The following is a 24,043-nucleotide window of genomic DNA, read 5'->3' as shown; positions in this document are numbered from 1 at the left end:
ACCATCGTCGGCAAGAAGGTGCCGCAACTGGCGAGAAGATGCCTTAACCGGCGGCTTTGCCGGAACCGGCAAGGGGGCGGCCGGCCGCATCATAGCGATCGGGATTGGCTGCCTCGACATGCCATCCGAACATGGCGCCGGCTTGCATGGCTGCGATCGCGGCGGGCCTCGCATTGAAACTGGCATTGAACGTATCGACGGCGATGAGCGAAGGCATCGGCCAATAGCCGGTCTCGCCGCGCTTGATGATGATGGTCTCGCCGGTCTCCGGATGAGGACAGGCGCACATATCTGGAAGTTTTTCCAGATTGGTGAGACGCCGCGCCGCGTTGTCGAGGCGAAGCCTGGGCAAGTCCCAGAGCCAGGATGGCCCGAACTGGTTGCGGATCATGCGAAGCGATGCGCTATTTGGCTCCCGTTCGTCATCGCCGTTCATCCATTTAAGAGTGAGCGCGTCCTTCCAGCGCCGGCCATGACGCGCGCGGAAATCGAGCAGCGCGCGCCACATGCAATCGTCGGGTTCTTGCATGATGATGTCCTTGATCGGGACCGGCCACTCCGCCGCACGATGCGCCGGAGAGGCTGGCTATGGCCGACTTGATCGCAGATGAGCGTCAGGCGGACCGGACGGTGGCGGTGCGACGGAGATCGGGAATGCGCGCATTATCGTAGACGCTGTTCACCGACATATGCAGCGCCTGCTGCTGCGCGCTGAACCATGTCGCGGCCGGTATCCGATATGTCTCCGTGGCGAAAGGGTCTGCGCCGCTGAAAAAGGCGACATCGACGGTGAATTCCTGAAGGGGGGCGGATTGATGGGGACGCATCGGGCATCCTTTCATGACGAAGGGCATCCTGGCGCGGGACCAGGATGCGGGACTGAAGAGCCGACAAGCGGACGAAGGCCTGGCGTCAAAGCGCCTGTTCGAGGAGCTTTCGGGCCTTGGTTTCCAGTTCGAGGCGACTGTCCTGATGGGGCTTCGACCGTGCGAGCGCGGTTATGCCCTGCACGAAATCATAGATGGATTCAGGCGGCCGGCCTTCCTCGGCGAGCACCGTCTGGATGATCTTCGTGGTTTCGGCCTTCGAGAAGCCGCGCCTGCGCAGGAAAGGCTCGCGATCTTCGTCCTTGCGCGCCACGATCCGTTCGCGGGCGGCCTTGATGCCGGAGATGAAATGCGACGGCGAGGAATTCGCGAAATGCTCGAGTGCCGGAGCGGCCTGATGGGCAAAACGGGCGCCGGCGAATTTCGAGTGACGGATGTTGACTTCCTCGAAATTCTCGACACCCCAAAGGCATCTGTTCGCGCATACTCCGCGCAAGTAAAATGTCGCGATGCCGAGCGTTTTCGAGCCGACCTCGCTGTTCCAGGCATAAAAGCCGCGAAAGTACAGGTCAGGATCGCCATTTGGCAGTTTTCCTGCCTCGATCGGATGCGTATCATCGACGAGGAACAGGAAAATATCTCTGTCCGATGCGTAGAGTGTGGTCATCTCCTTGGTGATATCCACGTGGGGATTGTAGGTCATGCTGCCCCACTGGATTGTGCCAGGCACCTTCCAGCGCGTATCGCCGACACCATCACCGGCAAAGGCCATTACAGCCTGGACCAGTTCCCAGTCGAAAATGCGCCCATATTCGGAACCGGTAGCAGCGCGCAGTTCGGTTCTGCCATTGTCCGTCTGCAGCAGTTTGACCTGCTCGCCGCGGTGGGTCATGAGCCCATGTTGCAGGTTGATGCCCGCAAGGGCCGCTGGAAGCTGGCGCAGATAGGAAGCCGGTGCCCCAACGAGGCTCGCCACCTGGCCGAAGGACCAGTTGGTCGGCGCCAGGGGGCGATCATCGCCGGGCGCCATCAGCATCAGGCGTTCGGGATTGTCACTTTTCGCCTCGACCCGGATCGCGCGGCTTTCGACGATGCGCGTGGTCGCCCGGTCCGCGCGGCCACGAACGGCATCATAGAGGCTGGTGAGCGAGAGATATTTCTCATCGTCGGGCCGGGAGAACCATTCCGACGATACGCGGCTGCTCATTCGGCCACGCGAGACATCGATGCGATAGGGGGCGGATGCGGGGGGCGCTTCGTTCATGCGGGCAAGGGTCGCCATGGGAACCATCTCCTTGAGATAGAGGAACGACGGGACGATCCACGTCTCCCGTCACATTCCCGCCCCTCCCTTCCCTTTCCGGCGTCTCGCGATCCCGGCTTCGCAACAGCCTGATTTGCCGCTAGGATAAAGGCCGCGTTCCGAATCTTCCTTCTGGCTCTTCCATCGATCGCCAGGAGGCCATTAAAGTGACAACGTTCGGCATATTGGTCCGGCTGAGGCGGCTGATGCTGTCTGCGGACCTCGGTGCCAGGCGAAGCCTGACGGAGGCTTTTGCCCTGGAAACCCTCGTGATCGCGATGGGCGTCGCCGGTCCCTATGCGCTCAAGCTGCTGATCGACACGCTGGCCGGACCAGTGGGACCGCCCATGCAATTGTTGTTGTACATCCTGCTGTTCGTGGGATGCTGGGCGGCCGCCGCCATCCTGGAAACGGCCAGGCTTTCCTGCACCGCGAAAATGGTCGATGCACTGGCGCGGCAGCTTAAAACCCATGCGCTTGGCGCCGCCCTGCCTCGAATCACGGCGGCACGCGACAGCCGGAGCGGACGCGTTCCCGGCATGCTGGAGCGATTGCCCTATAGCCTGACGCTGGTCGTGGAAGGATTGATCTGGCGGCTGGGGCCCGTGTTCCTCCAGGCTCTCGCCAGTCTTGCGGTGATCGCCAGCCTGATCGAGCCTCGCTATGTCCTGATCCTCGGCATGACGCTTTTGGGGTTCCTCGGGGCGACCTGGATGGGCGCGGCACGCCACCGTGTGCATGCCGACGCGACCAATGCGGCTGCATCGCATGTGTCCCGCACGATCAGCGACATCGTGCGCAATGCCCGCCGTGTCATCCTCAACGGCGCTCTCGACCGCGAACTCCACTATGTGGGCAGGACATTAAGCGCGAAGCGGCAGGCCAGCGCGGCCATGTACCATTCGCTGACTGTCATGGCGGCGCTGCAGTTCTGCATCGTGGGGGCCGGGCTTGTGGCGCTGCTCATGCTGGCCGGTCTCGATGTCGGCAAGGGGCGAATGACGGCGGGCGAATTCGTGCTGTTGCAGACCTATGCCTTCCGACTGACGGTTCCGCTGAGTTCGCTGGGCTATATTCTGGCTCAGGCCGGTGTCGCGATCGCCAACATTCGCGACGTTCTGGCATTGACGAATGCCGAGGATGAGCGGGGTTCCTGGCAGCCCGACCGCTTTGCCAACGCCGATCTCGCCGCCGAAAATCTCAGCTTCCGCTATGATGATGGCCTGCCCGCCCTCGCCGGGATTTCGCTGCATATCGCCTCAGGCCGATTCGTCGCCATTGTCGGCCCGAACGGGTCGGGCAAGTCCACGCTTGCCCAAATCCTTGCCGGCGTGCTCGCACCTGCCGCGGGAAGAGTTGAAATTGCAGGGGTCGATATTGCGACGATCCCCTGGGGCGAGCGTCATCGCTATATTCTTTACGCCCCGCAGTTCATCGGCCTGTTCAACCGGTCGTTGCGGGAAAACATCCTCTATCCCCCGGCGAACCAGCCCATCAGCGACGTCGAGGAACTTCTTCATGTCTGGCGCTTCCACGAACCTGGAAGACCGATCGACTTCGATATGGAATTGGGGGAACAGGGCGAACGCCTGTCGGGAGGCCAGATCCAGAAGCTGGAGCTTGCGCGCCTGGCGGGGGTGGACGTGCCGGTCTTGATCCTGGATGAAAGCACGTCCGCGCTCGATCCGCGCAGCGAGGCCGATGTGATCGCGAGGCTGCGGGGCAGGACCAATAGCGCGACGACGCTCATCATGATCACCCATCGGCTGGCGACAGCGAAGGGTGCCGACCAGGTCCTTTTCATGAATGGCGGTGAGCTGGTCGGCAGCGGAACGCATGCGGAGCTGATGAGGCGATGCGTGACCTATCAGGATCTCTGGCTTGCTCCGCAAGAATGATGCTGGCAGGCCGCTTCCCGCCAACGCCTTGCATGTTTTACAAAATGGCCTATATGTTCAACGCAAGGAGTTTCCGATGGCGACGAAGCACGAAGATCATTTGTCCCTGAGACATGAAGCGGTCGTGGCCGCCGCGAAAGCGGCAGGCTTGCTGTCAGGCACGAACAGCGCCGTCGGCGCGCGCGTGCCGCGTGAACTCATCAATCGCGCCAAGATGCGCAGCGGGATTGCCTCGACCACAGATCTCGTCGAATATGCTCTTGCCAAAGTGGCGCTCGAGGATGATTTCGGCGCCAGGCTGGTAGGCCGGAAGGGTTCCATTCCTGCGGATGTTGCGCTTGGGATTTGATCGCAAGGCGTCGCTACGCAGGATCAGGCCGCAGCGGCGGGCAGCAAGACTGACACGGCGGTCCGAAGAGGAATTGCCGCTCGTTCACAAGGCAGCCGTCGTCGGCCGGGAGCTCCTGCTTGACACCTGCGTCTATATCGACGTGCTTCAGGGCAAGACGTCTCTCGAAGTAGACCGCTTGCTGGAAAACCGGATCGTCAACCATTCAAGCGTGGCGCTTGGTGAAATGACCCATCTGATGGGTGCGCTCGATCCGGCCGACAAGCGCACAGCGTCTGTTCTCAAGATGCTGGGGCGAACGATCGACGATATTCCCGAGCATCGCCTGAGCGTGCCCTCTTCGCGTGTGTTCGGCGAGGCAGGCATGCTGGCAGGAATGGCAACACGCCTTTCCGGTCAGCCGCATTCCATCGCGCTGCTCAACGATGCCCTACTGTTTCTTCAGGCTGCGGCGACAGGTTGCGATCTGCTGACGGGAAACCGGCGCGATTTCGATTTTCTGGATCAACTCATGCCGGGGACGGGCCTGATCCTCTACTGACCGCTGGTTCACCTATTCGTGTCACGTTTCATCGCGCAGGATGGAATAGACGTCATCACCGTATAGGCGCGCGGCCTGGCAGCTTTCATCCCAGAAATGCGTTCCGGCGCGGAGGCGAGCGGCCACCCAGAGTCCGGTGTCCAGGTTGCGCCAGATGCCGATGGCGGTCCACAGTCCGTGCGGAGAATATTCAAACCAGAGTTGGCGACCGAGCTGGCCGCATTTCATCTGAAATGCCCAGCCGCGACGGTGGCGCTCGGCCCTCACCTCGTTCCCCGCATATAGACCGGGCACGATGCGTTCCATGCTTTCGCCGTGGCGGATCATCGAGAGTCCCCGGCGGATTCAAGCGGTTCGGCCTGGAAGATGTCGGCTGCCCATTGCGCGATCCACGGTTCGGAAATTTCGTCGTGCGACAGTTGCCCCTCTTCGATCAGCGTCCGGATTTCGGCGCGCGCCTGTGCAATCGCCTTCTCCCATGGATCGCGTGGCGGTCGGTCATCGGGGCCGAGCGGCAGCTCGCCCTGTATGGGCGCGGGAGCGCGGGCGGATCGCGCATATTGGCGGCGCGCCCATCTTTCCACATGATCGGCGACGAAGGCGTCGGTCTTGGAGATGCCGCGCTGGCGCGCCTCGATTCTGCTGGCTAGCCCGAATGCCTGGCTGTCTGTCGACGCGACACGATGTTCGAGCCCGCGGAGCTTGCTGAGGGCCGTGCCTTTTATGCCGAACCCGTGAATCATCGTCTTGGCGCCGAGAATGCGATCGAGATGCTCGAAGATGGCGATCACCCCATCGCTGCCGCCTACGGGTCTGCGGCACATGGAGCCGATACCAATCAGAGGTACCGCGTCGATGATATCGCTCAGCGCATCGATGCAATTTTCATAATCGCCTGCGACCCGGCCTTGTATTACCGGCATGAAGCGATGGGCAATGCCGCGGTCATGAGCGCCGCGCCAGCAATCGCGGTTGACCCGGATGGTTCTCGAAATCCGGTCGCCACCTCTTCGCGATCGGGTGCGATTTCGGGTTCGACGCAATAGTCCATGCTGGCGAACCAGCGGAACGGATAGCTTGCGGCGAGATCGAGATAGTCCTCAGTTGCCCAAGGATATGCGGAGTATCGCGACAAAGCCACGAATCCCGCACTGTCCAATGCAATGCGGGACAATCCGCCGGCATTTTTCAGTAAATCGAGGCGCCACCCCTGCCATTCAGGCCAGCCCTTGCTGCGATGCCAGCGCGAGAGCGCGTTCGCCGAGATGAGTGTCGGCACCTGCATGACACGGGCGCAGTTCAATATCGGCCCCTCGCGCAAGTGCGGAAGGCCGACCATGATCTCGATCGCCATGGGGCTCAGGCCGCGTGCCAGCAGCACCAGCGTTCTGCGGCCTGCCGAGCGCGGAGCAGGCCATGATGCGCGCTACACCATCTGCGGAAAGATGGATCGAGAGCAAGAGCGGGGTCACCGAGCTGACCGATCACATCCTGGACGAAGACATCGGCCGGATCCTTGCCGAGCCCGGCGCGCGCAGCGGTGATGGCCGTCTGAAGCCGCGCCGCCATCTCCTCGGCTTCCTCGATAGAAATATCCTCGACGGCGCGCATGCCGCCGCGTGGTCCGCAGATGGCAAGCGTTATGACTGTCATCCCGGCCGGCGTCCGGCTGAGCGCGGTGATATGGACATGATGGAACATGCCGGTCTCCAGATATGTGAAATCGTGGGGTTCAGAAAAGGCTCAACTGTTGCGGCATGGCCGGCGGCGATGCTCGGGGCTCGCGCGACGGTGAAACTGCGTGATTCATCGGGGCCGGCGCAGGCGGCGCTTCGACAGCATGGACGAGCGTCTCACCGGCAGGCTCTTGGCGTCGTCGATGGGCGAGCCGGGCGTTCCATCCGCCCAGAATATGGGCCGGTGTGTACCAATGTTCGCTCGTTTCGCCCGATAGGGAGTTTCCAACCATGAGATGCGCCGGGATATGCAGCAGCGAGAGCTGGACATAAGCCATGTGGATCGCGCGCGGGTCGATATCGATCGCGGTGACATGAAGATGGCGCTGATAGTTTATACCAAGGTCGCGCATGGCCTCAGCAAGCGCGATCACCATCGCCCCCGCGCCGCAGGCCGGTTCCATGGCGGTCACGAAGCCATGGCCGCCGATGATCGCTTTGACGCTTTCGCAATCGCCGATGGTCACCTGGGCCATGAAGCGACTGAGGGTGTAAGGGGTGAAGAACTGGCCGCGCGCCTTGTTGTGCAGTTCAAGGTCGTGAAACAGCGCGCCCAGCACATCGCCCGGGCAGACCTCGAGAGCTTGCACCAGTTCGGCGAGGACTCGTGGAAACAGATCGATCACATCCGGCCGGTACTGCCCGACAATGTCGAGATAGCGCGCCTCGCGTGGCTCGCGCTGCCGCAGATCGACGCTGTTGGCCATTGCGAGTGCCATGGCCTCCATACAGTGGCCGAAAACGGTGTAGAGATCGTGGCGCGGCTGGCTGCGGCGGAGCAGCGTCGCCATCGCCTTGAGATAGGGCTCATGCATCGGAGCCTCCGGATCGGTGATTGGGGGGGCGCGTGGGCGTGGGCGGATGGCCCAACCGCAGCAGAATCTCTTGCGAGGCGCTTTTCGTGACCGCCCGGAATTTGCGCGGACTGAAGAGGGCAGGCGCGGATAAGGCCTTGCTCAGGCGGCGTTCAGGCGAATCCACTCGTACAGCAGGTGGTCATCCGGACCATATTCCGAGCCGATGGCGATCCGGATCAGACGGCCGTCACAGGCGAAGGCCGATGCTCGGGGGAAGCTGAGGTAGGAGCGTCCTTCAAGGATCAGGTCGCCGGAGCGCACCTTCGTGATTTCGCGGGTCGTGCCGAGCAGGCGATGACCGGCCGGTGCGTCGATCAGTTTCAACTGGTCGCCGGCTTTGATCCGCTTCTTGAAGGCCGCCAACGATATCACCGTATCGACCGGATTACGGCTACCGCTGCGCTTTGCCAACGCAGACCAATAGGCCTGGGCGATGCGGACTTCGCAGTAGAAGCTGCACGACCAGAAATCCTGCAATGGATTGGTCCGGGTCGAACCAAACCGTTCCATCTGATCGCGAACTTCAACGATGAAAGCGTTCTGCGCGTCGCGGCCGGTCAGGTCGGTTGGAGCATCGAGAATCTCCGCGATGACCTTGCGCCCGCCGGAAAATTTCTCCGTGCGGATCGCGAAGGTGGATTCGGCAAAATGCTGTGCCAAATGGCGCTCGATCCGGGAGGCAAGCGACGGCAACGCTTCTCCGGCGCGATAGAGGTCGCCTTCATAGTGGAAGTTGCCGCGGTCGTCATGTTCGGTCTGGCTATACAGGCGCGCGGATGCGCACGGCGCGGTGGCGTCGGTCATGATATTGTCCTTCTGGTTTGAGAGGATTTTGTAGTGTGAGCCGGTCAGGCCGGCGGAGGCACCGTCAGGGCATCGGCGCTATCGCCTGCTTCAATCCGGGCGAGTGTCCAGTCGAGATAACCAAGGCGCGTGTCGCCATTCAGGACCTCGGCAATCCAGTCGACTGAAGGATGGTCGGGGTCGTCGATCCATGGATCGGGCGGGTCTCGCACTGGCGCGATGGCGAATATGGCCAGTCGTCGCGCCAGCTGCTGCTGCGTGGTCTCGAACTCGACATGATCGGCGAATATCGCGCACCACCCTCCCCCGAAGCTGTCGCGAAGGGGACGTGAGCAGCTGTAGCTCCAGTCGAAACCGACGGGTTTGACCTTCAAACTCTCCTGGCAACAATGGCGGATGAGTTCGGCGATCGGGCCTGGCTGGAAGTCCGTGGTGCCGTAGATCGAGACGACACAGTCGACGCTGCCCTCAATTTCGATCTCCGCGCCGAAATCGGGAAAGGCGGGATCATCGAAGAGCCCGAGCAGGCCGTTGAACGGATTGCCGAGGTCCGTCGGCATGAAGGCGGCGAGAAACTCCGCGCTCGGTTCACCCGGCGTGAAGTTACCCAGCAGGTCGGCAGCATGCTGCCACGCCTCCTCGATCAGCGCACTTTCGGCTGCCGTGCAAGTGAAAGCGAAGGATCCCTGGACATGATGCTCAGCCATGGAGAATCTCCGAAATAGCCGGATCGCCCGGATCGTCGTCGGCAAGGATCAACGGGGGCGGATTCATGCGCGCAAGCCGGTATTCCGCTTCGATCGCCTCGACACTTCCCAGTTCCCTGATGCGTTCAATTGGGAAGACTTGCTCGTCCTCCTCGGTTGTCAGAACCAGTTGTGGCTCGCCATGGCCAAGGTAAATAACCCGAACAGACGGAAAACTGCCGGGATAGCCGCCGGACCAGCGAACATAGTGGAGGCCATGACGGCGACAGACATCTTCGATCTCTTCGAAACGACCATCGGCGACGTCATGATCCATCAGCGCGAGTGGCGTATCGGAGGGTAGATCTTCAGGGCTGAACGGCGTGCCATCCCAATCGATAGCGGGATTATCGTTGCCTATAGCCTTGATGAGTTGAGGATATGTGGAGCGGGCAAGCACGCCGCCAATCATGATGTGGGCGGATACGTGGTCGGCCATGGTTCGCCTTTCATGGAAACAAGACCTTCAATCGGTCCTGATCTTCCCCTCTTCCTCCCCTTCTCATTTTCGGTCCCATGCGCGCGATGCACAGGGTGCTTGCATGAGCAGCGCTTTCCCGCTTAGCTGTTGCCCCCAACTTCTTCCCCACAATCACCGCCATCTTCATGGCCTTCCAATTCAGGGAGTTTTAAGTGGCCGACACCGAACAGCCCGATTCCACCGCCATGACGGTGCAGTTATTGAGCGCCTATTTCTCGAACAATCAGGTGCCGGCGGCCGACATTGCCGGGATCATCGAAGCGACCCGCGACGCGCTGGAACGAAAAGCCACGGTGGAGACGCCGGCAGCGCCCGAATATGTTCCGGCTGTGTCGATCCGCAAAAGCCTGGGTTCGCGTGAGCACATCATCAGCATGCTCGACGGCAAGCCCTACAAGACGCTGAAGCGGCATCTTGCGACCAACGGGCTGACACCGGAGGAATACCGCGAACGCTATAATCTTCCCAAGGATTATCCGATGATCGCGCCGGCCTATTCGGAGCATCGACGTGCCGTCGCGCAGCAGCTCGGGCTTGGACGGCGTATTGGCGCACAGTCGGCGGCTGAAGCGCCCGCAGTCGAAGCAGCGCCTGTGGCCGAGACAGAAGCGGCAGGGGCTTCGGCGACTGTGCCGGAGGTTGCACCGGTGACCGAGGCGGCCCCTGTCCCTGAGAAAAAGTCCCGGCGTGTTCGTGTCAGGGCTGCTCTTGCCGATCTGGGCGATGCGGCCGGGACCGCTGCATCTGAACCGACGCCGGAGCCGGTAGCTGCGCCTGCACAGCCCGAAGGCGCCGCTGCAGCAAAGCCGGCAGGCAAGAAAACAGCTCCCAAGAAATCCGCTGTGAAGAAGGCGCCGGCCAAGGCGAAGACGAAGGTTGCGGCGAAAGCCCCGACGCCGGCGCCCGCAGAGGAAGTTGCGGCCGCGCCGCCAGCGGCGGAAGCTGCAAAGCCGGCGGCCAGAAAGAAGGCCACAACGAAAGCCGCAGCCGTGAAGGCCGCTCCAGCCGCGAAGCCGAAAGCGCCTCGGCGGCGTGCCGCGGCGGCCAAGCAGGATGCGAGCGAGGCGGAGGTGCCCGCACCGGCGGAATGACGATCTTCGGCGAAGTGCGGCGGAAGCGCGCCGCACTTCGCCTGCCCGGTGCGTTACCGAGCCGAGATCAGCGGCGCTCGGCGATAATCCTGGCAAGGATGTCCCGCGCCCGTTCAGGCGGCAGGAACAATCTGGTCTTGAATTGCACGACCTCGCTGAATGCGCCGCATGCTTTCAGCCAGGTACGATCTTCGGGGCGATAGTCCCGGATCTCGAGACGGGGACTGTCGTTGACATGAACCCGTGCGAGCCTTGCAGTTCCGAGTCCGGGGATCGAAACGCCGGTCCCAACACGCGCGCCGGCGATGATTTCGTCAGGACCAAGGGCGATGCCGCCATCGAGCCCGAACTCCCTTTCGAGCCGTTCGAGGGCGGCAGGATGGATGATACGCCCGAGGATGGATGTGCCGGCGCCATCGTCGATCCGCCACACCCGCACATCATCCTCGGGCAGCTTGTTCCAGACGGGCAATAGCAGGCCGGTGGCGAGGGTGATCGTCTCGACCAGAAGATTTTTGCCCGCTTCAGCGGCCTCCTGTTCCCAGAGGTGCTGGAATGTGTCGCGCTCGATCTCGTTCCAGTGGCTGGCCGCCAGGGCTGCGACTTCCATGCGGGACTGCCCCGTGGGGCGCAGAAGATAGCATCGCTCGATCCAGTTGCCCTCTTCATCCTGCCCCGGCCATGTCGGCACGCGCAGTGCCACGCGGCCGGAGCGGGCATTGCGAAGCCAGGCGATATCGTCCGCATCCTTGCATTCGAGCTGGAGCATGGCCCAGCTGGTGATCGGAGGCCGCCGGTGCAGTTCCAGGCGCAATAGCCTCGTCTCGGCCCCGGTCACGGGATCGGTTCGCAAGAGTTGATCGGACAGCAGGTCCATGCGGTCGGCGCGGATGGTCTCGATGCCCAGGTCCAGTGTGCCTGCCGTGCGCGCTGCTTCGACGCGATCCTCGACCAGTCCCAGAAACTCCTCGAATATGCTGTTCTGGGTGGCGATCCGCAGCGCCAGGATGCGGTTGAGCCAGCGATGGATAGGAGGCAGGCGCTCGAGCAGTTCCCCGCCCTCGTCGCACAGCTCAAGTCCCGTCATCGCCTGAAAGGCGTCGAGCGAGACGCTGCGCAGCTTGCCCTCGTAGAGAAGATGGAACCACTGCGTGAGTGCGTCGCGAGCATAGTCCGATTCCAGATTGTCGGACGGATCGAAGAGGTTCTGCGATCCAGTCTGGCGCTGCCCCCTGGTCAAGGCGCCCAAGGCTTCGAGACCCCGGATGATGGTGCTGAGGAAGCGGCGCTCGCCGCGGCAATCGGTGGTGAGCGGGCGATAGACAGGCGCGGTCATCTGATTGGTGCGATGACTGCGCCCGAAGCCCTGTACGGCCGAGAGGATGCGGAAGCCCAGCTCGAGAAGGAAATGCGCGCGCCGGCGGTGGGCGGTCGGGCAGTTCCGGTCGGAATGCATGGACCGGCCGGTGCTGCCCGCGAGCGAAAAGGCGGCGATCGGCTTGCTTCCGTTCTGGAATGCCTGGACTTCGAGAACATTGGCGCGGGCGCCGCGCCTCTCGATTTTCTGTTTCCCGGTGACATCGGTCACGATGCGCCGCGAGCGTCCGGTGATCTCGGCGACGCGATCGGTTCCGAAATGCGCGATAAGGGCGTCCAGTGCAGTCGGAATCGCCGGAAGCGCGCACAGATCCTCGATCAGTGCGTCTCGAGCCGCAATCGCCTGTCTGCACAGCACCGGATTGCCTTCGGCATCGGTCATCGGTTCGGCGCGCACGGCGCCATCGTCTGCCCGGAAGACCCGCATCTGGCGTATGGGAAAGGCATTTTTCAAATAGTCGATAAGCGTCTCTTTGGGCGAGACCTGAACATCCAGCATGGGCCGCTCCTCGGCGGTCAGTTCGGAGAGCCACCGGTCCATGATGGCTTCACCCGTGCTCGCAAGCTGTACCAGCACAGCGTTGTCCGACGCCAGTTCCTGTTCGATCGCCCGGATGAGCGAGGGAATTTTCAGGCTCACGAGAAGGCTCGAAAAGAACCTTAGCTTGGCCGACTCGAAGGAACTGAGCGCCGATCCGCGGGCCCGGGCGTTCTGCGTCTTGCCCGATATCCGGTCGACGATGCCGATCTCGGCCAGCACTTCGCGAAGCCCGCGATGAATGATGCTCCAGCTATCCGCATAGGCGTCGTAGATCGCGATCTGGTCGGGCGTCAGCACATGTTCGAGCGGCTCATATTCGACGCCCGCGAAGCTCAGTGCCCTGGCGGTGTAGAGGCCCATCGCCTTGAGGTCGCGGCAAACGACCTCAAGTGCCGCAATGCCACCCTCCTCCATCGCCTTCATGAACATGTCGCGCGTGGTAAAGGCCGTGCCCGGTCCCCAGAGGCCAAGGCGAACGGCATAGGAGAGGTTTTCGGGCTTCGCCGCGCCGGTGGCCGACATATAGAGAATGCGGGCCCGGGGCAGGGCATTTTGTAACCGGACGCCTGCCAGCCCCTGTTCCGACCCTTGAGCCTTCCCGAAATCGGTTTCCGTTCCGCCGGCATGGGCCATGGCGTGGGACTCGTCGAAGACGATCACACCGGCAAAGTGCTCGCCGGTCCAGTCCAGCAATTGCTGCAGGCGCGATGCCGTGTCATGGCGGGCGGACCGCAGGGCGGCATAGGTCAGGAAGACGATGCCGCTTTCCATCGTGATCGGTTTGCCGAGAGGGAAATTCGCGATCGGCTGGATATCGATGGCGAGGCCGCCCAGTGCCGTCCAGTCGCGGCGCGCGTCCTCGATCAGGTCTGCCATGGAAATCCAGATCGCGCGGCGATTGCCGCAGTTCCACTGGTCGAGAATGATGCCTGCCGCCTCGCGGCCCTTGCCGACGCCGGTGCCGTCGGCGATGAAAAAGCCCGTGCGATAGTGGTGACCGTCCCTGTCCTCGATCAGGCGATCGCCGGCGAGATTGGCCGAGAAGCGACCGGCAAGATCCCGCTCATGGGCGTCGCCCGCATAGATGATGGTTTCGAGCTGCGCCTCCGACAGCGCCTTGATCGCGCGGTCCTGGAGCATTGGCTGATAGCTGGGCGCCGGAAGCGACACAGAAGCCATGGCGATGGATTCGACCAGGTCGTCGGGATGCCGGGAAGCATCCTCGATGGCGATCCGCGCGAGGCGCCAGGCGGAGTAAATGCCGATGGTCTCGCCAGGCGCAAGCGGCGCCCGGTGCGCGGTATAGATAATCGGTCGCGCCTCATCCGCCGTGGCCGCGATCCGCGAGGGTGGCGTAAGCCGTTGGCCGTTCATGCGCGCGAAGAGCATGGCGGGCGCTTGGGCGGCAGGGACAAGGGAACGGGGTGCAGCGACGGCCGGTAGCGGGGCAAGCGACGGCGGCTCGAGAGGATCGAGCCGATCGGGCATGGCAAGCACGAGGCGCAGCGCCGCTTCGATGTCACCGGCGACGTGGCGCTCGGGTGTGCCGGTCCATCCCTTGTCGAAGACCAGCAACCGCACATCGACCCCCGTGCCATGCTTGGCGTAGGGACTGCCCGATATGGTGAGTTCGGCGCGGGGCGGCACCAGTTCGGCGACGGCATTATAGCCAAGCGCCGCGGCCCCTTCAGGCGAGAAGCTGGTGGGCATGATGGCGACGCATCGCCCGCCGGGGGCGAGGCACGCCAATGCGGCGCGCAGGTGGCGCGCGCCGGCATGACGGTCGATCCCGCGCCCGGTGCTGCGGCTGAAGGGCGGGTTGATCAGCACCAGCGTCGGCTGCTGCTCGCTGGTCAACAGATCCTGGATATGTTCGCCGTCATGGCGGGTAACAGGCTGACCAAGATTTCGGGACAGGAGGTCGGCGCGCGCCGGATCATGTTCATTGAGAATCAGGTGCGCGCCTGCCCGCAGGCCATGGACGGCCAGCATGCCGGTGCCAGCCGAGGGTTCGAGCAGGATATCGTCCGGTCGGCAGCGCGCCGCCATGGCCACGAGCCAGGCCAGGGTGATCGGCGTGCTGAACTGCTGGAGATCGACCTGCTTTTCCGAGCGGTAGGTCTGGGTTGGCAAGCCGCGCTCGAACTGCCGCAGGCGTTCGAATATGTCGGCGGGCGTGCCGCCAAGGAGCGAGCCTTGTGGATCGGCGAGGAGGAGGACCTGGGCGGTTTCCAATGCGTCATAGGCATCGCGCATCGACCAGAGCCCGCCGGCATCGTCGTCGCCGAAAACCACGGTCATCAACCGCTTGAGGCCCCGGCGACTGACGGCGGTGCCATTGCACAGGCGGTGGGAAAGAGAGCGGGCGACCTCGGACAGACATGTGGTGCTGTCATGGGTCTGCGACAGGGCGAGTTGGGGCAAGTTCATGGGCACCTCTTGGGACAACAGGACAATCCTGCTGTCTCCTTCCCGCTCTCCTCCATTGGGGTGCTCGGATTTGGGCGGTCGATACTGCGCGGATGATTGGACCGTGTCCAAGGGGAACCGCGCAGTTCTTCAGGCGCTGACTGCCATCCCCGGGCCTGCCTCGCTGCCAAGTTTGAAGGATGGTGCAAATGGGATTAAATCAGATCCACAAGGAGTGCTATCCATGCAGACAACCCAACAGTTCAGCGTGACGCTGCCGAACGACATGGCGGCGCCAGTGTGCGCCAAGGTAGCGTCGGGCGAATATGCCAGCGAGAGCGAAGTCATTCGCGATGGGCTGCGCGCGCTTGATGCACGGGACCGGGCCGTGAATCGATGGCTGCGCAACGAGGTCGTCCCTGCCTATGATGCCTATCAGGCCGATCCCTCGCGCGGAATTCCGCTCGACGACGTGCGCGCCGGGCTAGCCGAACGGCACAAGCGGGTGACCAAGCGCAACTGAAGGTGGCCCATTCCATCATCGTCACGCCGGAAGCGCGTGACCATGTTGATGCCATCTGCGACTATATCGCCGCTGCCGCGTCGCCAGCGCAGCGCTTTAGCCTTCGATCTTGACGTCGATCAGCGTCGGAATGGCCGCTTCGATCGGAGTGTAGAGATCGACTTCCGCCTCCGGCGTCTCAAGACTGACGACGAGGGCGTAGCGCGCTCTGTCGTTGAAGCGCTTGAGGCCGGTTCGCTCCCGCCACCAGCCGGTGATCGGGTGGATATAGAGCATGTTTCGGGCGGCCAGTTCGACGGCCGGGCCTTCCCAAATATCGACGTGCAGCGATCCGGCCGAGATGGTGCGCTCGCCGAACAGCCAACCATCATTATTCTCGCTGACCGGCCGCGGGTCATTTTCCTCACGCCCTTCGGCGTTGTTCCTGCGCAGGAAGTTCGCGGTGGTCTCGCGTGACCGCTTCAAGTCGAACCGCAGGCCGAAGGATTGATAGCGCGCCGGGTCGATCGCCGTGGCGAAGCTGGGATTGGGCTCGATGAAATAGGAGAGCGTCACCTTCAGCCGCACGCGCAGATTGTCGAGGTCTTCGAGAATCTGGCGTGGCCAGGGCAGCGGATAGACATGGGCCTCGTTGAAGCGGATGCCTGACGACTCCTTGCGGAAGGGCTGAATCTCCCTTTGCGCGACAAGGGCGAGATCGTCGATCGCGGAGGCGCGCGCGCGGGCGAGATCGGGAAGGCCATATCCATAGCGGCGAAGACAATCCGCCTTGTCGCGCTTGGCGGCGCAGGCCGTGATGGCATCGGTCATCAGCGGCGTCCAGCGCGCGCTATGGACCATCAGCGCGCGGATGGTCTCGGGCCAATAGTCGGGGTGATCCGCCGCGATCTGCGCGGCTAGGCGCGCCGCCTGCGCCGTGGCGGCGCTGGTAGCCCAAAAGCTGTCGAGCGGACGCTGACCGACATCGCGCGCGGTGGTGAGAAGCGAAAGGGAGTCGAGGCCGGCAATCGCTTCGGTTTTGGCGGGGCTGATCGCCCGGTTGCCCGCCTCGAATACGAGGTCGGGCTTGAACGGCGATTGACCGGCGCGCCAGAGATAGGAGGTGCGGCTGTAGGGGCTTCCGGCGCCGACCGCCGCCATCGGCGACCAGTCCTCATAGCCGGCCTCCGCGATCTGGCTCTTTTCGGTGTAGCCGCCGATCGCCAGCGCGTTCCACGCCTGACAAGGATCTTCCGCCGGAAAGGCGTCGGCGTCGGTGATCTCCGCCGGATCGGCGTGGTCGGGGACGTTGCCCGCCGCGAGGACGATGAGCCGCTTGGGCGACGGGTTTTCCTGATCCTCGGATTCGGCGCCGGCCGCAGCCTGGTCGATGGCGGCGCTCCATGCGGTCGCCTCGGCGCCGCTGCGTCCGCCATTGGTAACGGCCATGCAGAACAGGCGCGCGCGGTCGGGGTTCTGGATTTCGGCGCGTGCGATGGCGCCTTGGGTGATCGGACCGTAAGCGTGCGGGTCGTTCGCGGGAAACCCTGCGGGCGGCAGGATTTTGACCGATTCCAGTCGGTGGGTCAGGCGTCGCTGTTCCTGATCGGCCAAGGGCGCCACGAGGTCGCCGTGCAGAGCCAATCCCGCCATGCCGGTGCCGTGGCCGGAGCCGGGCGCATGATCGTCGCCGCCCCAGGCGGGATCGACACTCAACAGGTCTTCAACCGCCAGGGCGGGTTCGATCAGCGGATGGGCACGATTGACGCCGGTATCGAGGAGGCAGATGGCCGGCGCCTCGCGGCCGGGCCAGATCGTCCGTTCGGCAAGGTCTTCGATGAACGCGCGCGCCTCGTCGCGCAGGTCATGGGTGAAAACATGGGGATTGTCGCTGGCACGCCGCAGCTCGGCGATGCCGCCCGTGGCGAACAGTAACAACTCGATCGCGGCGCGGCGACCATAGACCGGAACGACGATGGTTTCGGGAAAGCGCAGGAAGGTGTCGGCCTCGCCGACATGGAGCCCAAGCTGGGCGGCGGCTTCGAGAACGCGGTCAACCCGGTCGCGGAAGCACCACAGCGACCACCACATTTCCGCCTGGGGGTCCTCGGGCAATGCGGCGGGATCGTCCCGCCAGAAGGTGCGGATGCGCGCCTCGCGGATATGCTCGATCGCCTCGACGCGGGTTTTCCCTTTGGGCGAGCCGGTGCGTTCGTTGAGCGGCCCGAACGTGTAATCCTGGAACACCGCTTCGAGCGCGTCGCGCATGTCGTCGGGCACGAACAAGGCGATCCGGCGCGCGCCTTGTTCGGTGAACGTCACGGCGCCTTGCCGCGTTTTCTCCCGCGTGCGTTCGAGCGTGGTCGGGCCGGCTTGCGGCGACAGCTCCACTTCAAGGAAAGTGCCGTCCGGCGGTGGAAGGGGCGGCGCCCCATCCCGCATCTGCCGGGCCTGCTCGGCGTGCTGAAAAGCCGAAGCGAGTTCGGCGATCAAGCGCTGGCCGTGGTCCTCGCGGATGCGGATGAGCGGGCGCTGCCGGGCATTGCTGCCCGGCGACTTGAAAGCAACGCTGTGAGCCAGTCCCGAAATGTCGAGATGCGGTCGGTCGTGTTGCGCCACAGGTCAGTGTTTCGCGGAGAACGCGGTGCGCATCGCCTGGCGCTCGGCGAGGCGAGCGGTGATGTCGGGCGTGGTTATCTGGTCGCACTGGTCGAGGATCGCGGCCTTGACGGCTTCGTCGGCCGCGCGCGCGATCTCGGCCTGGCTGAGGCCGCGCGCCGCCTTCTCGATGGTGGACCACGCCAATCGGGGATATTTGAGCGGCTTGAGGTTGGCCTTGACCACCGCCCGCACCTGTTCGGCGGAGGGCAGCTCGAACTCTATCACGTCGTCGAAGCGGCGCAGCAAAGCGCGATCGAGCAACTCGGGATGATTGGTCGCCGCCACGAGCGGGCTATCGGTGGCGCTCTTTTCCTCCATGAATTGGAGGAAGCTGTTGAGGACGCGGCGCATCTCGGCAACGTCGTTGGAGGCGGTGCGATGCCCGCCTACGGCATCGAACTCGTCGAACAGATAGACGGCGCGGCGGCGGAGGGTTTCGTCGAACACGAGCCGCAGCTTGGCGGCGGTCTCACCCATGAAGCGGGTGATGAGCGCCTCCAGCCTTATGATGAAGAGTGGCAGCTTCAACTCGCCGGCCAGCGCTTCGGCGGTCATGGTTTTGCCTGATCCCGGCGGGCCGACGAAAAGGAGACGCCGGTTGGGCGCCTTGCCATGTTCGCGCAGCCAATCCCGTCGCCGCTGCTGGAGGATAGCATTGCCAAGCCGCTCCGACACGGCGGCCGGCAGGATCACGTCGGCTAGCGTCACCGTCGATTCACGAAGGTCGAGGAGACCTTCGAGATCACCGCGCGGGCGGGCGAAAGCGATCGGAATGGATGGGCTGACGCCACGCGCGGCGCGTGCGGTATCGACCGCCGCGCGCAAGTCGTTAGCGGTGTCCCGGCGACCCTGCCGCGCCTCGGCGGCGGCCACCTGCAAAGCGATCGAGTAGAACTGCTCGTCGTCGCCTTCGGCTCGACTGCGCAGCATTGCCAATATCTGCTTGGCGTTAGACATTGAATCTACTCGATTTCTTTCGCACGCAATTTTCCCCCTTCGTTCCTGATTCGATAACGCAAATGCCAAGGGAAATGAAGAACAAGCTGTTGCGGGACGCGATATTTGCAGCCCAGTCGGGTCGATTTGCTCGGCGAAGGGTTGGGCGTATAGGCTCCATCGTCGAGGAGCAATAGTCGTCGGCATAATCATAAATTCGCGCGAAAAGGGGACAAGTTTCATGTTGCTCTCGTTGGAGGTGGGTCCCAAATGGCGCGATTTCGGCTTCTTGCCGCGTAACGTTCAACTTCGAAGCCAGGGGGACGGGCCGTAGCCCATCCCCCGGTCCCGATCAGGCAGCCTGGGAGATCTGATCGTCGTTGTCGGCGTCGACGATCTCATTCGGTGATGCATCACGATCATCGCTCGATGCGCCCTGTTCACCAGCGATTTCGGCAGGGCCAAAGCGCATGGCTTCCGGAAGCCATGCAAGCGCCCGTTCCTTGATCTCGGGCTCGATGATGACGTCGCCTCCGAAAAGCCGCTCGGCCGAAGCCGAAAGATCGTGCTTCTTGGAACCGGCATAGCGCGATTGCAGCTCCAGTCCACCGACCTCCTGGAACAGGCTCAGAATGGCAGGTTTGGTCAGCTTGTCGAAGTAGGTGAGTGCGGTCGGCCGCCACCAGGCCGCGACATCGATCTCGAGTTTCGTTCCGACGTGATCGAGGAAGCTTGCCTCGCGGCGGCCGATCGGGACGGCCTGCAGCGTGCGCGCGATGGCCCAGCCGAGCCAGGCTGCGCGCGCCTCATCGGGGAGAGCGGAGAAGGCGTCATAGCGATCCGCGATGGCCTGGTGATTGACCCAGCTTCGATCGAGCGCCTCATCGAGCTTCTTCCATTCCGCCACAGCGGCCGTTTCCGGCTTGAAGTCTGCGAGGAGGCGGGCGGGAGCCGAGGCGCGCAGATCGCTCGGAATGTCGGAGGACGAGAAACGACATTCGCGATCGACCATGATGAAGGTGCCCAGATCCAGCGCGAATGCGGGATTGCTGGCGACATGGACCGCGAGCAATTCGGTCTTCATCATCGCGAGCATTTCACGCAGGCGCTGGCTCATCACCGGGGCGCTGTTTCGCGCTTCGTCCTCGCCGGCTTCTTCGGCGAGGATTTCGCCGACGGTTTCGCCATCATCGAGGCTTTCATCCTCGTCACCTTCCTCCTCTTCGTCGGTGGCGACGGGCGCGATGAATAGTTCCTGGTGAATATGGGGCTGGCCGTCCGGCCCGATCACGAGATAAGCCAGCGCGTTCGCCTTCTGCTCGGCATCGACGACGGGTTCGCGTTCGACGATAGCCGACAACTCGGTCTGGAGGGCAGTGTAGCGGTTCTGGTCCTCCTCGTCCGGCTCGCAGCCTTCATCCTCGAGTTCGGCTTCCAGTTCGGCCAGTTCCTCCTCGATTTCGAGCTTGCGCTGTTCCTGCTCCTCGCTGAGCGCAGGCGCCTCGACAGGCAGCGGCGTCAGGGCGTAGGTGTCCATATAGGGGACGCGGGTGTTGGCGACGGGACGGACTTCGGCAAAGCCTTCCCGTTCGCGCAGCATGTCCGCTTCGGCTGCGAGTTTCATCATTGCAAGCTCGTCGACGATATGGGTGTCGATCCAGCGTTCGTCGTCCGCGTCCGAATAGAGGTCAGCGTCCTCGATCCGCCCGCCCGCAGCCGCATAGGCATCGCGACCGACCAGCAGCACGCGGGGATCGTTGCCCCGATAGCTATAGTCCTTAATGCGGCGGCGGATTTCACTGACGGAATGGCCGCAGTAGCTATCCGAGAGCATGTCCCAGATCGCTTTCTGGCGCGCGCTGTCAGCCGTCGTGCAATAGGCCTTGGCGACATCGAGCGTGATCTCGCCATTCTCGAGTGCCTCGAAGATCGGCTCAGCTAGGTTGGCGAGACGCAGGCGGCCCATCACGAAGCGTTCGGTGAGCCCGAACCGCTTGGCGACGTCGGCCGCCGTCTTGCCTTCCACCTCGATGATATCCCTGAAGGCGCGGCATTCGTCGCCCGGCCCCATCGGAAGCCGCTCGAAATTTTCAACGAGACTGACCTCGCGGCCATTCTTGGCGTTGTCGAGGACCAGGACAGGGATTGCATGATCGACCGGCAGGCTGCCCTTTTCGATCAGGCGATGCACGGCATCGAGGCGGCGACCGCCGGCGGTAATCCGGTAGTGGCCCTTCTTGCGCGAAACCGGCACGCCGACCAGATTCTGGATGAGACCGTGGGCAAGGATGCTGGCTTCCAGTTCCGCGTCGGCGTCCGCGTCGCTGCGGGTCCGGACATTGACGGGTGACTTGGTGAGATTGGCAGCGGGTACGGGAATGGGAGTCTGGGACATGGGTTTCTCCATTGTGCGGCTCGCTCATCGAACCGCCCATCCCCTCTCCCTTCCCTCTTGCTGCGCCGGGCCGGGGCGGCACGAGACAGGATTGCAGGCGACATGGATTGTCAGCGATGGAAGCGCCCTTGCGCTCGTGGCAGCGCACAGATTTCCGCATTGGAGTGATCGTCACGCCGCGCGCGGCATGTTCTCGAGCACATCTGCCCAGTCATTATGAGGAACGGGGGGCCATGGGCTGAACACCTCCAGACCCGTATGCTGATGGGCTAGACGGATCTGGCGGTTCGCTTTCCATCCCGCCGCATCCCTGTCGAAGAGCAGCACCAGGCGTTCCAGTCGGCTTGGCAGCAGGACATGCGCAGCGCGTTCGGCGCCGAGCGTTGCCCAGACCGGGATTCGATGAAGGCGCATCGCCGCGAGCGCCGTTTCGATCCCTTCGGCAAGGCCAAGAATAGTGGTCGCAGGGGCCAGTTGCACGGCGCCGCGGCCGGGGCGTCCGAGCATCATCCGCGGGTCGGTCAGATCATTGGCTTTCAAGGCCGCTACGGGATCGAGAAAGGTTCGATGGATGGCAACGATCCGATGGTCCTCGCGGACTGCGGCGATGAGCGCAGGTCGAAAGACGGCCGCCCTCCCTCGCCCCAATGGCGTGCGCGGGTTGTAGCGAAGGTCGCGCCAGGGCGGCGTGAGGAAACGGCCAGCGAGATAGGCCTCGGCAGGGGTGCCGGCTATCGGATTGGAGACATCCCAGACCCGCAGCGCCGGCCCCGATCCGATTTGAAAGGGGCGGTGCCCGATCGATGAGATCGGGGTGCCTCGCTCGGGCAAGTCCAGGTGAAGGCGGCGGATAGCCCGTAAGACGGCGATCGTGTCGCAGCCTGCGAAGCATTTGAACAGCAGGGCAGAGTCGCCGACGCGGACGGAGAGGCTTGGGTCATGATCGTCATGGGCGGGGCAGAGACAAAGCCCCTGTCCACCGCGCCATCTGCCGCCCAGACGTTTGACTAGATTTGCACCCGCAGCCTCGACTACCTGCAACCGGAGCGAGTCGGCACATAGGGCGTCGCGGCGATGTTGGTCAGGCTTGACATTGCTCATGCCATCATATCCCTGAATGGCCGGCGATGAAGTTCGCGGGGGAATCGAGGTGCAGTGGAGTGGGGATCAGACCTGGCTATGATTTGACGATAGCGCTGGAGATGCCGGCCAGCTTGCGAGCGCAAACCGTTCAAGACATGCGCTCCTCTCCAAAGCGGTGTATTGCGCGCAGCAGGTGTCGGCGCACCGTTTCCGGGGATAGATCAAGCCGAATCGCGATATCGTCGACCGGGCATTTCTCGATGAAATAGAGTTCGAGTATCCGTCGGCCAGGTTCCGGTTCGGAGCGGATGATGCGTCGCAGGCATCGTGTATCTTCGCGCAACTCTTTTGCGGATCGGTGCCTGTTTCGCATGCGCGAAAGCATCGCGGAAACAGCTTGAACCATTTTGGCGGGAATCCGGGGAGGCATGGCGAAGCTCGCGATGTTGTTGAAATCCGGGCGTAAGCCCGCCTCTCGCCTCACTCTCCCCTTCCCACGGACGACCAATATGTGCGCGTGAAATGAGGGTTGTTACCTTGTTGAAGTAACAACTAAATTTTTGCTTTGCAGCATTTTTGATAGGTTTCGGGGCCGACGGCTCTGGAGCGGCGGCCGGCGGACAAGGCTTTTTCGCAGCCCGCTCCAGAAGGAGCCAGTCATGCTACATTCCCAGGAATATCAGTCGATCATTGAGGCATTTTACGAAGCAAAGGATAACCAGGAAATACAGGGTGTTCTTGAACATCTTACCTATTTCCTGGGTTTCCGGCATTTCGCGATTGGCCATCATGTCGACCTTCTTAGTCCACCATCCACGTCCTTCGGCATCTCGAACTATACCCCTGGCTGGCTCAGCGAAGTCTTCCATGAGGGTTACTATATGGATGACCCCATCCATTTCCTGTGCAACGGTCGAAATACGGGGTTTATCTGGCCCGATCCTCATTTGTTGAACCGCTTGAATGAGCGGCACCGCCATATCCTCGAACGAGGCGCACTGCGCAATTTTCGGGCCGGCTATACGATCCCCGTCCATCTTCCCGGTGAATATTCAGGGAGCTGCACCTTCGCCACGCCCTTGTCGGGGGATATCTCCCGCGAGGTTCTGCCTGCCGCCTTCTACGCCGCCTCTCATGCGTTCGAGGCAATGCGGCGGCAGGCACGCATGGCCGCGGGATTGAGCGTTGCCTGCCCTCCGGAGATCACTCCACGACAACGGGAAATCGTGTTGCTGTTGGGCCAAGGCAAGAGCTACGCGGAAATGGGAGATATCCTCGGAATTTCCAGGAATACGGCCCATCAGCATTGTAAGACCGTGTTTCGCTCATACGGCAACATCCAGCGGTGCAATCTGATCGCCCGGGTGCTGTTCGACGGTCTCGCGAGCTTCCCGGAGATGCTCCGCAAGCACTAGTGGTTTCCGCCTGACATAAGAGTCCGGTTCGGGATTCCCTTTGTTGCGTTCGCATGCGAGTCTGGCGCATGCGCACAGGAATATCGTTCAC

At 62.9% G+C, this 24,043-nt stretch carries 23 protein-coding genes; 6 read left to right on the top strand and 17 right to left on the bottom strand.

Annotated features, from left to right (window positions below):
• Positions 1-43: 43 nt before the first annotated feature.
• The 3 genes from GGQ90_RS24270 to GGQ90_RS24260 all read right to left on the bottom strand — a co-directional run bounded on the left by GGQ90_RS24270 (position 44) and on the right by GGQ90_RS24260 (position 2,109).
• Positions 44-529, bottom strand: a complete 486-nt coding sequence (locus tag GGQ90_RS24270) for a hypothetical protein (protein ID WP_021228361.1) — start codon at positions 527-529, stop codon at positions 44-46.
• A gap of 85 nt (positions 530-614) precedes the next feature.
• On the bottom strand, positions 615-827 hold the full coding sequence (locus tag GGQ90_RS24265; protein WP_125999077.1) for a hypothetical protein: 213 nt from the start codon (positions 825-827) through the stop codon (positions 615-617).
• An 85-nt stretch (positions 828-912) separates the two neighbouring features.
• On the bottom strand, positions 913-2,109 hold the full coding sequence (locus tag GGQ90_RS24260) for a DUF932 domain-containing protein (protein ID WP_223178429.1): 1,197 nt from the start codon (positions 2,107-2,109) through the stop codon (positions 913-915).
• Between the two features lie 188 nt (positions 2,110-2,297).
• Here GGQ90_RS24260 and GGQ90_RS24255 point away from each other — a divergent pair, with 188 nt between their 5' ends.
• From GGQ90_RS24255 to GGQ90_RS24245, 3 genes are read left to right on the top strand one after another with little or no spacing between them, the layout of a single operon-like run.
• A complete protein-coding gene (locus GGQ90_RS24255) occupies positions 2,298-4,028 on the top strand; it encodes an ABC transporter ATP-binding protein (RefSeq protein ID WP_021228359.1) in 1,731 nt (576 codons plus the stop codon).
• Positions 4,012-4,377, top strand: a complete 366-nt coding sequence (locus GGQ90_RS24250) for a hypothetical protein (protein ID WP_236616934.1) — start codon at positions 4,012-4,014, stop codon at positions 4,375-4,377. The genes GGQ90_RS24255 and GGQ90_RS24250 overlap by 17 nt, the downstream gene beginning before the upstream one ends.
• Entirely contained in the window at positions 4,358-4,918 is a 561-nt protein-coding gene (locus tag GGQ90_RS24245; protein WP_246428425.1) for a type II toxin-antitoxin system VapC family toxin, read from the top strand. Before GGQ90_RS24250 ends, GGQ90_RS24245 begins: the two co-directional genes overlap by 20 nt.
• Before the next feature lie 21 nt (positions 4,919-4,939).
• Here GGQ90_RS24245 and GGQ90_RS24240 read toward each other — a convergent pair whose 3' ends face one another.
• From GGQ90_RS24240 to GGQ90_RS24210, 8 genes are all read right to left on the bottom strand, one after another.
• Positions 4,940-5,245, bottom strand: coding sequence for a hypothetical protein (locus tag GGQ90_RS24240; protein WP_021228356.1), 306 nt, complete (start codon positions 5,243-5,245; stop codon positions 4,940-4,942).
• Positions 5,242-5,841 carry a deazapurine DNA modification protein DpdA family protein gene (locus tag GGQ90_RS29905; protein WP_425506123.1) on the bottom strand — a complete coding sequence of 200 codons (600 nt, stop codon included), beginning with the start codon at positions 5,839-5,841 and terminating at the stop codon, positions 5,242-5,244. Before GGQ90_RS29905 ends, GGQ90_RS24240 begins: the two co-directional genes overlap by 4 nt.
• Entirely contained in the window at positions 5,832-6,299 is a 468-nt protein-coding gene (locus tag GGQ90_RS29900; RefSeq protein WP_343054073.1) for a hypothetical protein, read from the bottom strand. The genes GGQ90_RS29905 and GGQ90_RS29900 overlap by 10 nt, the downstream gene beginning before the upstream one ends.
• Positions 6,278-6,619, bottom strand: coding sequence for a hypothetical protein (locus tag GGQ90_RS24230; protein WP_021228354.1), 342 nt, complete (start codon positions 6,617-6,619; stop codon positions 6,278-6,280). Before GGQ90_RS24230 ends, GGQ90_RS29900 begins: the two co-directional genes overlap by 22 nt.
• A gap of 31 nt (positions 6,620-6,650) precedes the next feature.
• Entirely contained in the window at positions 6,651-7,445 is a 795-nt protein-coding gene (locus GGQ90_RS24225) for an N-6 DNA methylase (RefSeq protein ID WP_040603955.1), read from the bottom strand.
• A gap of 165 nt (positions 7,446-7,610) precedes the next feature.
• Positions 7,611-8,315 carry a hypothetical protein gene (locus GGQ90_RS24220; RefSeq protein WP_021228352.1) on the bottom strand — a complete coding sequence of 235 codons (705 nt, stop codon included), beginning with the start codon at positions 8,313-8,315 and terminating at the stop codon, positions 7,611-7,613.
• Between the two features lie 44 nt (positions 8,316-8,359).
• Positions 8,360-9,067, bottom strand: coding sequence for a hypothetical protein (locus tag GGQ90_RS24215; RefSeq protein ID WP_246428424.1), 708 nt, complete (start codon positions 9,065-9,067; stop codon positions 8,360-8,362).
• Positions 9,015-9,500, bottom strand: coding sequence for a hypothetical protein (locus tag GGQ90_RS24210; RefSeq protein ID WP_021228350.1), 486 nt, complete (start codon positions 9,498-9,500; stop codon positions 9,015-9,017). Before GGQ90_RS24210 ends, GGQ90_RS24215 begins: the two co-directional genes overlap by 53 nt.
• 194 nt (positions 9,501-9,694) lie before the next feature.
• Here GGQ90_RS24210 and GGQ90_RS24205 point away from each other — a divergent pair, with 194 nt between their 5' ends.
• Entirely contained in the window at positions 9,695-10,633 is a 939-nt protein-coding gene (locus tag GGQ90_RS24205) for a Ros/MucR family transcriptional regulator (protein WP_021228349.1), read from the top strand.
• Positions 10,634-10,700: 67 nt separating this feature from the next.
• Here the strand turns inward: GGQ90_RS24205 and GGQ90_RS24200 are convergent, their stop codons facing one another.
• Positions 10,701-14,981 (bottom strand): strawberry notch-like NTP hydrolase domain-containing protein, encoded by a 4,281-nt coding sequence (locus GGQ90_RS24200; RefSeq protein ID WP_188084216.1) that lies wholly within the window; start codon positions 14,979-14,981, stop codon positions 10,701-10,703.
• 223 nt (positions 14,982-15,204) lie between these two features.
• Between GGQ90_RS24200 and GGQ90_RS24195 the strand changes: the two genes are divergently transcribed.
• The gene (locus tag GGQ90_RS24195) at positions 15,205-15,483 is read left to right on the top strand and encodes a ribbon-helix-helix domain-containing protein (protein WP_021228347.1); all 279 of its coding nucleotides are present in this window, start codon (positions 15,205-15,207) and stop codon (positions 15,481-15,483) included.
• 96 nt (positions 15,484-15,579) lie between these two features.
• Here GGQ90_RS24195 and GGQ90_RS24190 read toward each other — a convergent pair whose 3' ends face one another.
• The 5 genes from GGQ90_RS24190 to GGQ90_RS24170 form a co-directional block, all read right to left on the bottom strand.
• Entirely contained in the window at positions 15,580-18,081 is a 2,502-nt protein-coding gene (locus tag GGQ90_RS24190) for a S8 family peptidase (protein ID WP_021228346.1), read from the bottom strand.
• Positions 18,082-18,084: 3 nt separating this feature from the next.
• Entirely contained in the window at positions 18,085-19,080 is a 996-nt protein-coding gene (locus GGQ90_RS24185; RefSeq protein WP_021228345.1) for an AAA family ATPase, read from the bottom strand.
• A 331-nt stretch (positions 19,081-19,411) separates the two neighbouring features.
• On the bottom strand, positions 19,412-21,454 hold the full coding sequence (locus GGQ90_RS24180) for a ParB/RepB/Spo0J family partition protein (protein ID WP_021228344.1): 2,043 nt from the start codon (positions 21,452-21,454) through the stop codon (positions 19,412-19,414).
• 171 nt (positions 21,455-21,625) lie between these two features.
• The gene (locus tag GGQ90_RS24175; protein ID WP_246428423.1) at positions 21,626-22,285 is read right to left on the bottom strand and encodes a DUF7146 domain-containing protein; all 660 of its coding nucleotides are present in this window, start codon (positions 22,283-22,285) and stop codon (positions 21,626-21,628) included.
• A 400-nt stretch (positions 22,286-22,685) separates the two neighbouring features.
• Positions 22,686-22,943 carry a sigma factor-like helix-turn-helix DNA-binding protein gene (locus GGQ90_RS24170; protein WP_223178428.1) on the bottom strand — a complete coding sequence of 86 codons (258 nt, stop codon included), beginning with the start codon at positions 22,941-22,943 and terminating at the stop codon, positions 22,686-22,688.
• Positions 22,944-23,196: 253 nt separating this feature from the next.
• On the opposite strand from GGQ90_RS24170, the gene GGQ90_RS24165 reads away from it, so the two are divergent.
• Positions 23,197-23,952, top strand: a complete 756-nt coding sequence (locus tag GGQ90_RS24165) for a helix-turn-helix transcriptional regulator (protein ID WP_021228342.1) — start codon at positions 23,197-23,199, stop codon at positions 23,950-23,952.
• Positions 23,953-24,043 lie beyond the last annotated feature (91 nt).

It is taken from the genome of Sphingobium scionense (assembly GCF_014197035.1).
In the GTDB taxonomy this organism is placed as follows: Bacteria; Pseudomonadota; Alphaproteobacteria; order Sphingomonadales; family Sphingomonadaceae; genus Sphingobium; species Sphingobium scionense.
The sequence above is the reverse complement of the archived record's forward strand: the minus strand, read 5'-3'. Positions and strand labels throughout refer to the sequence as shown.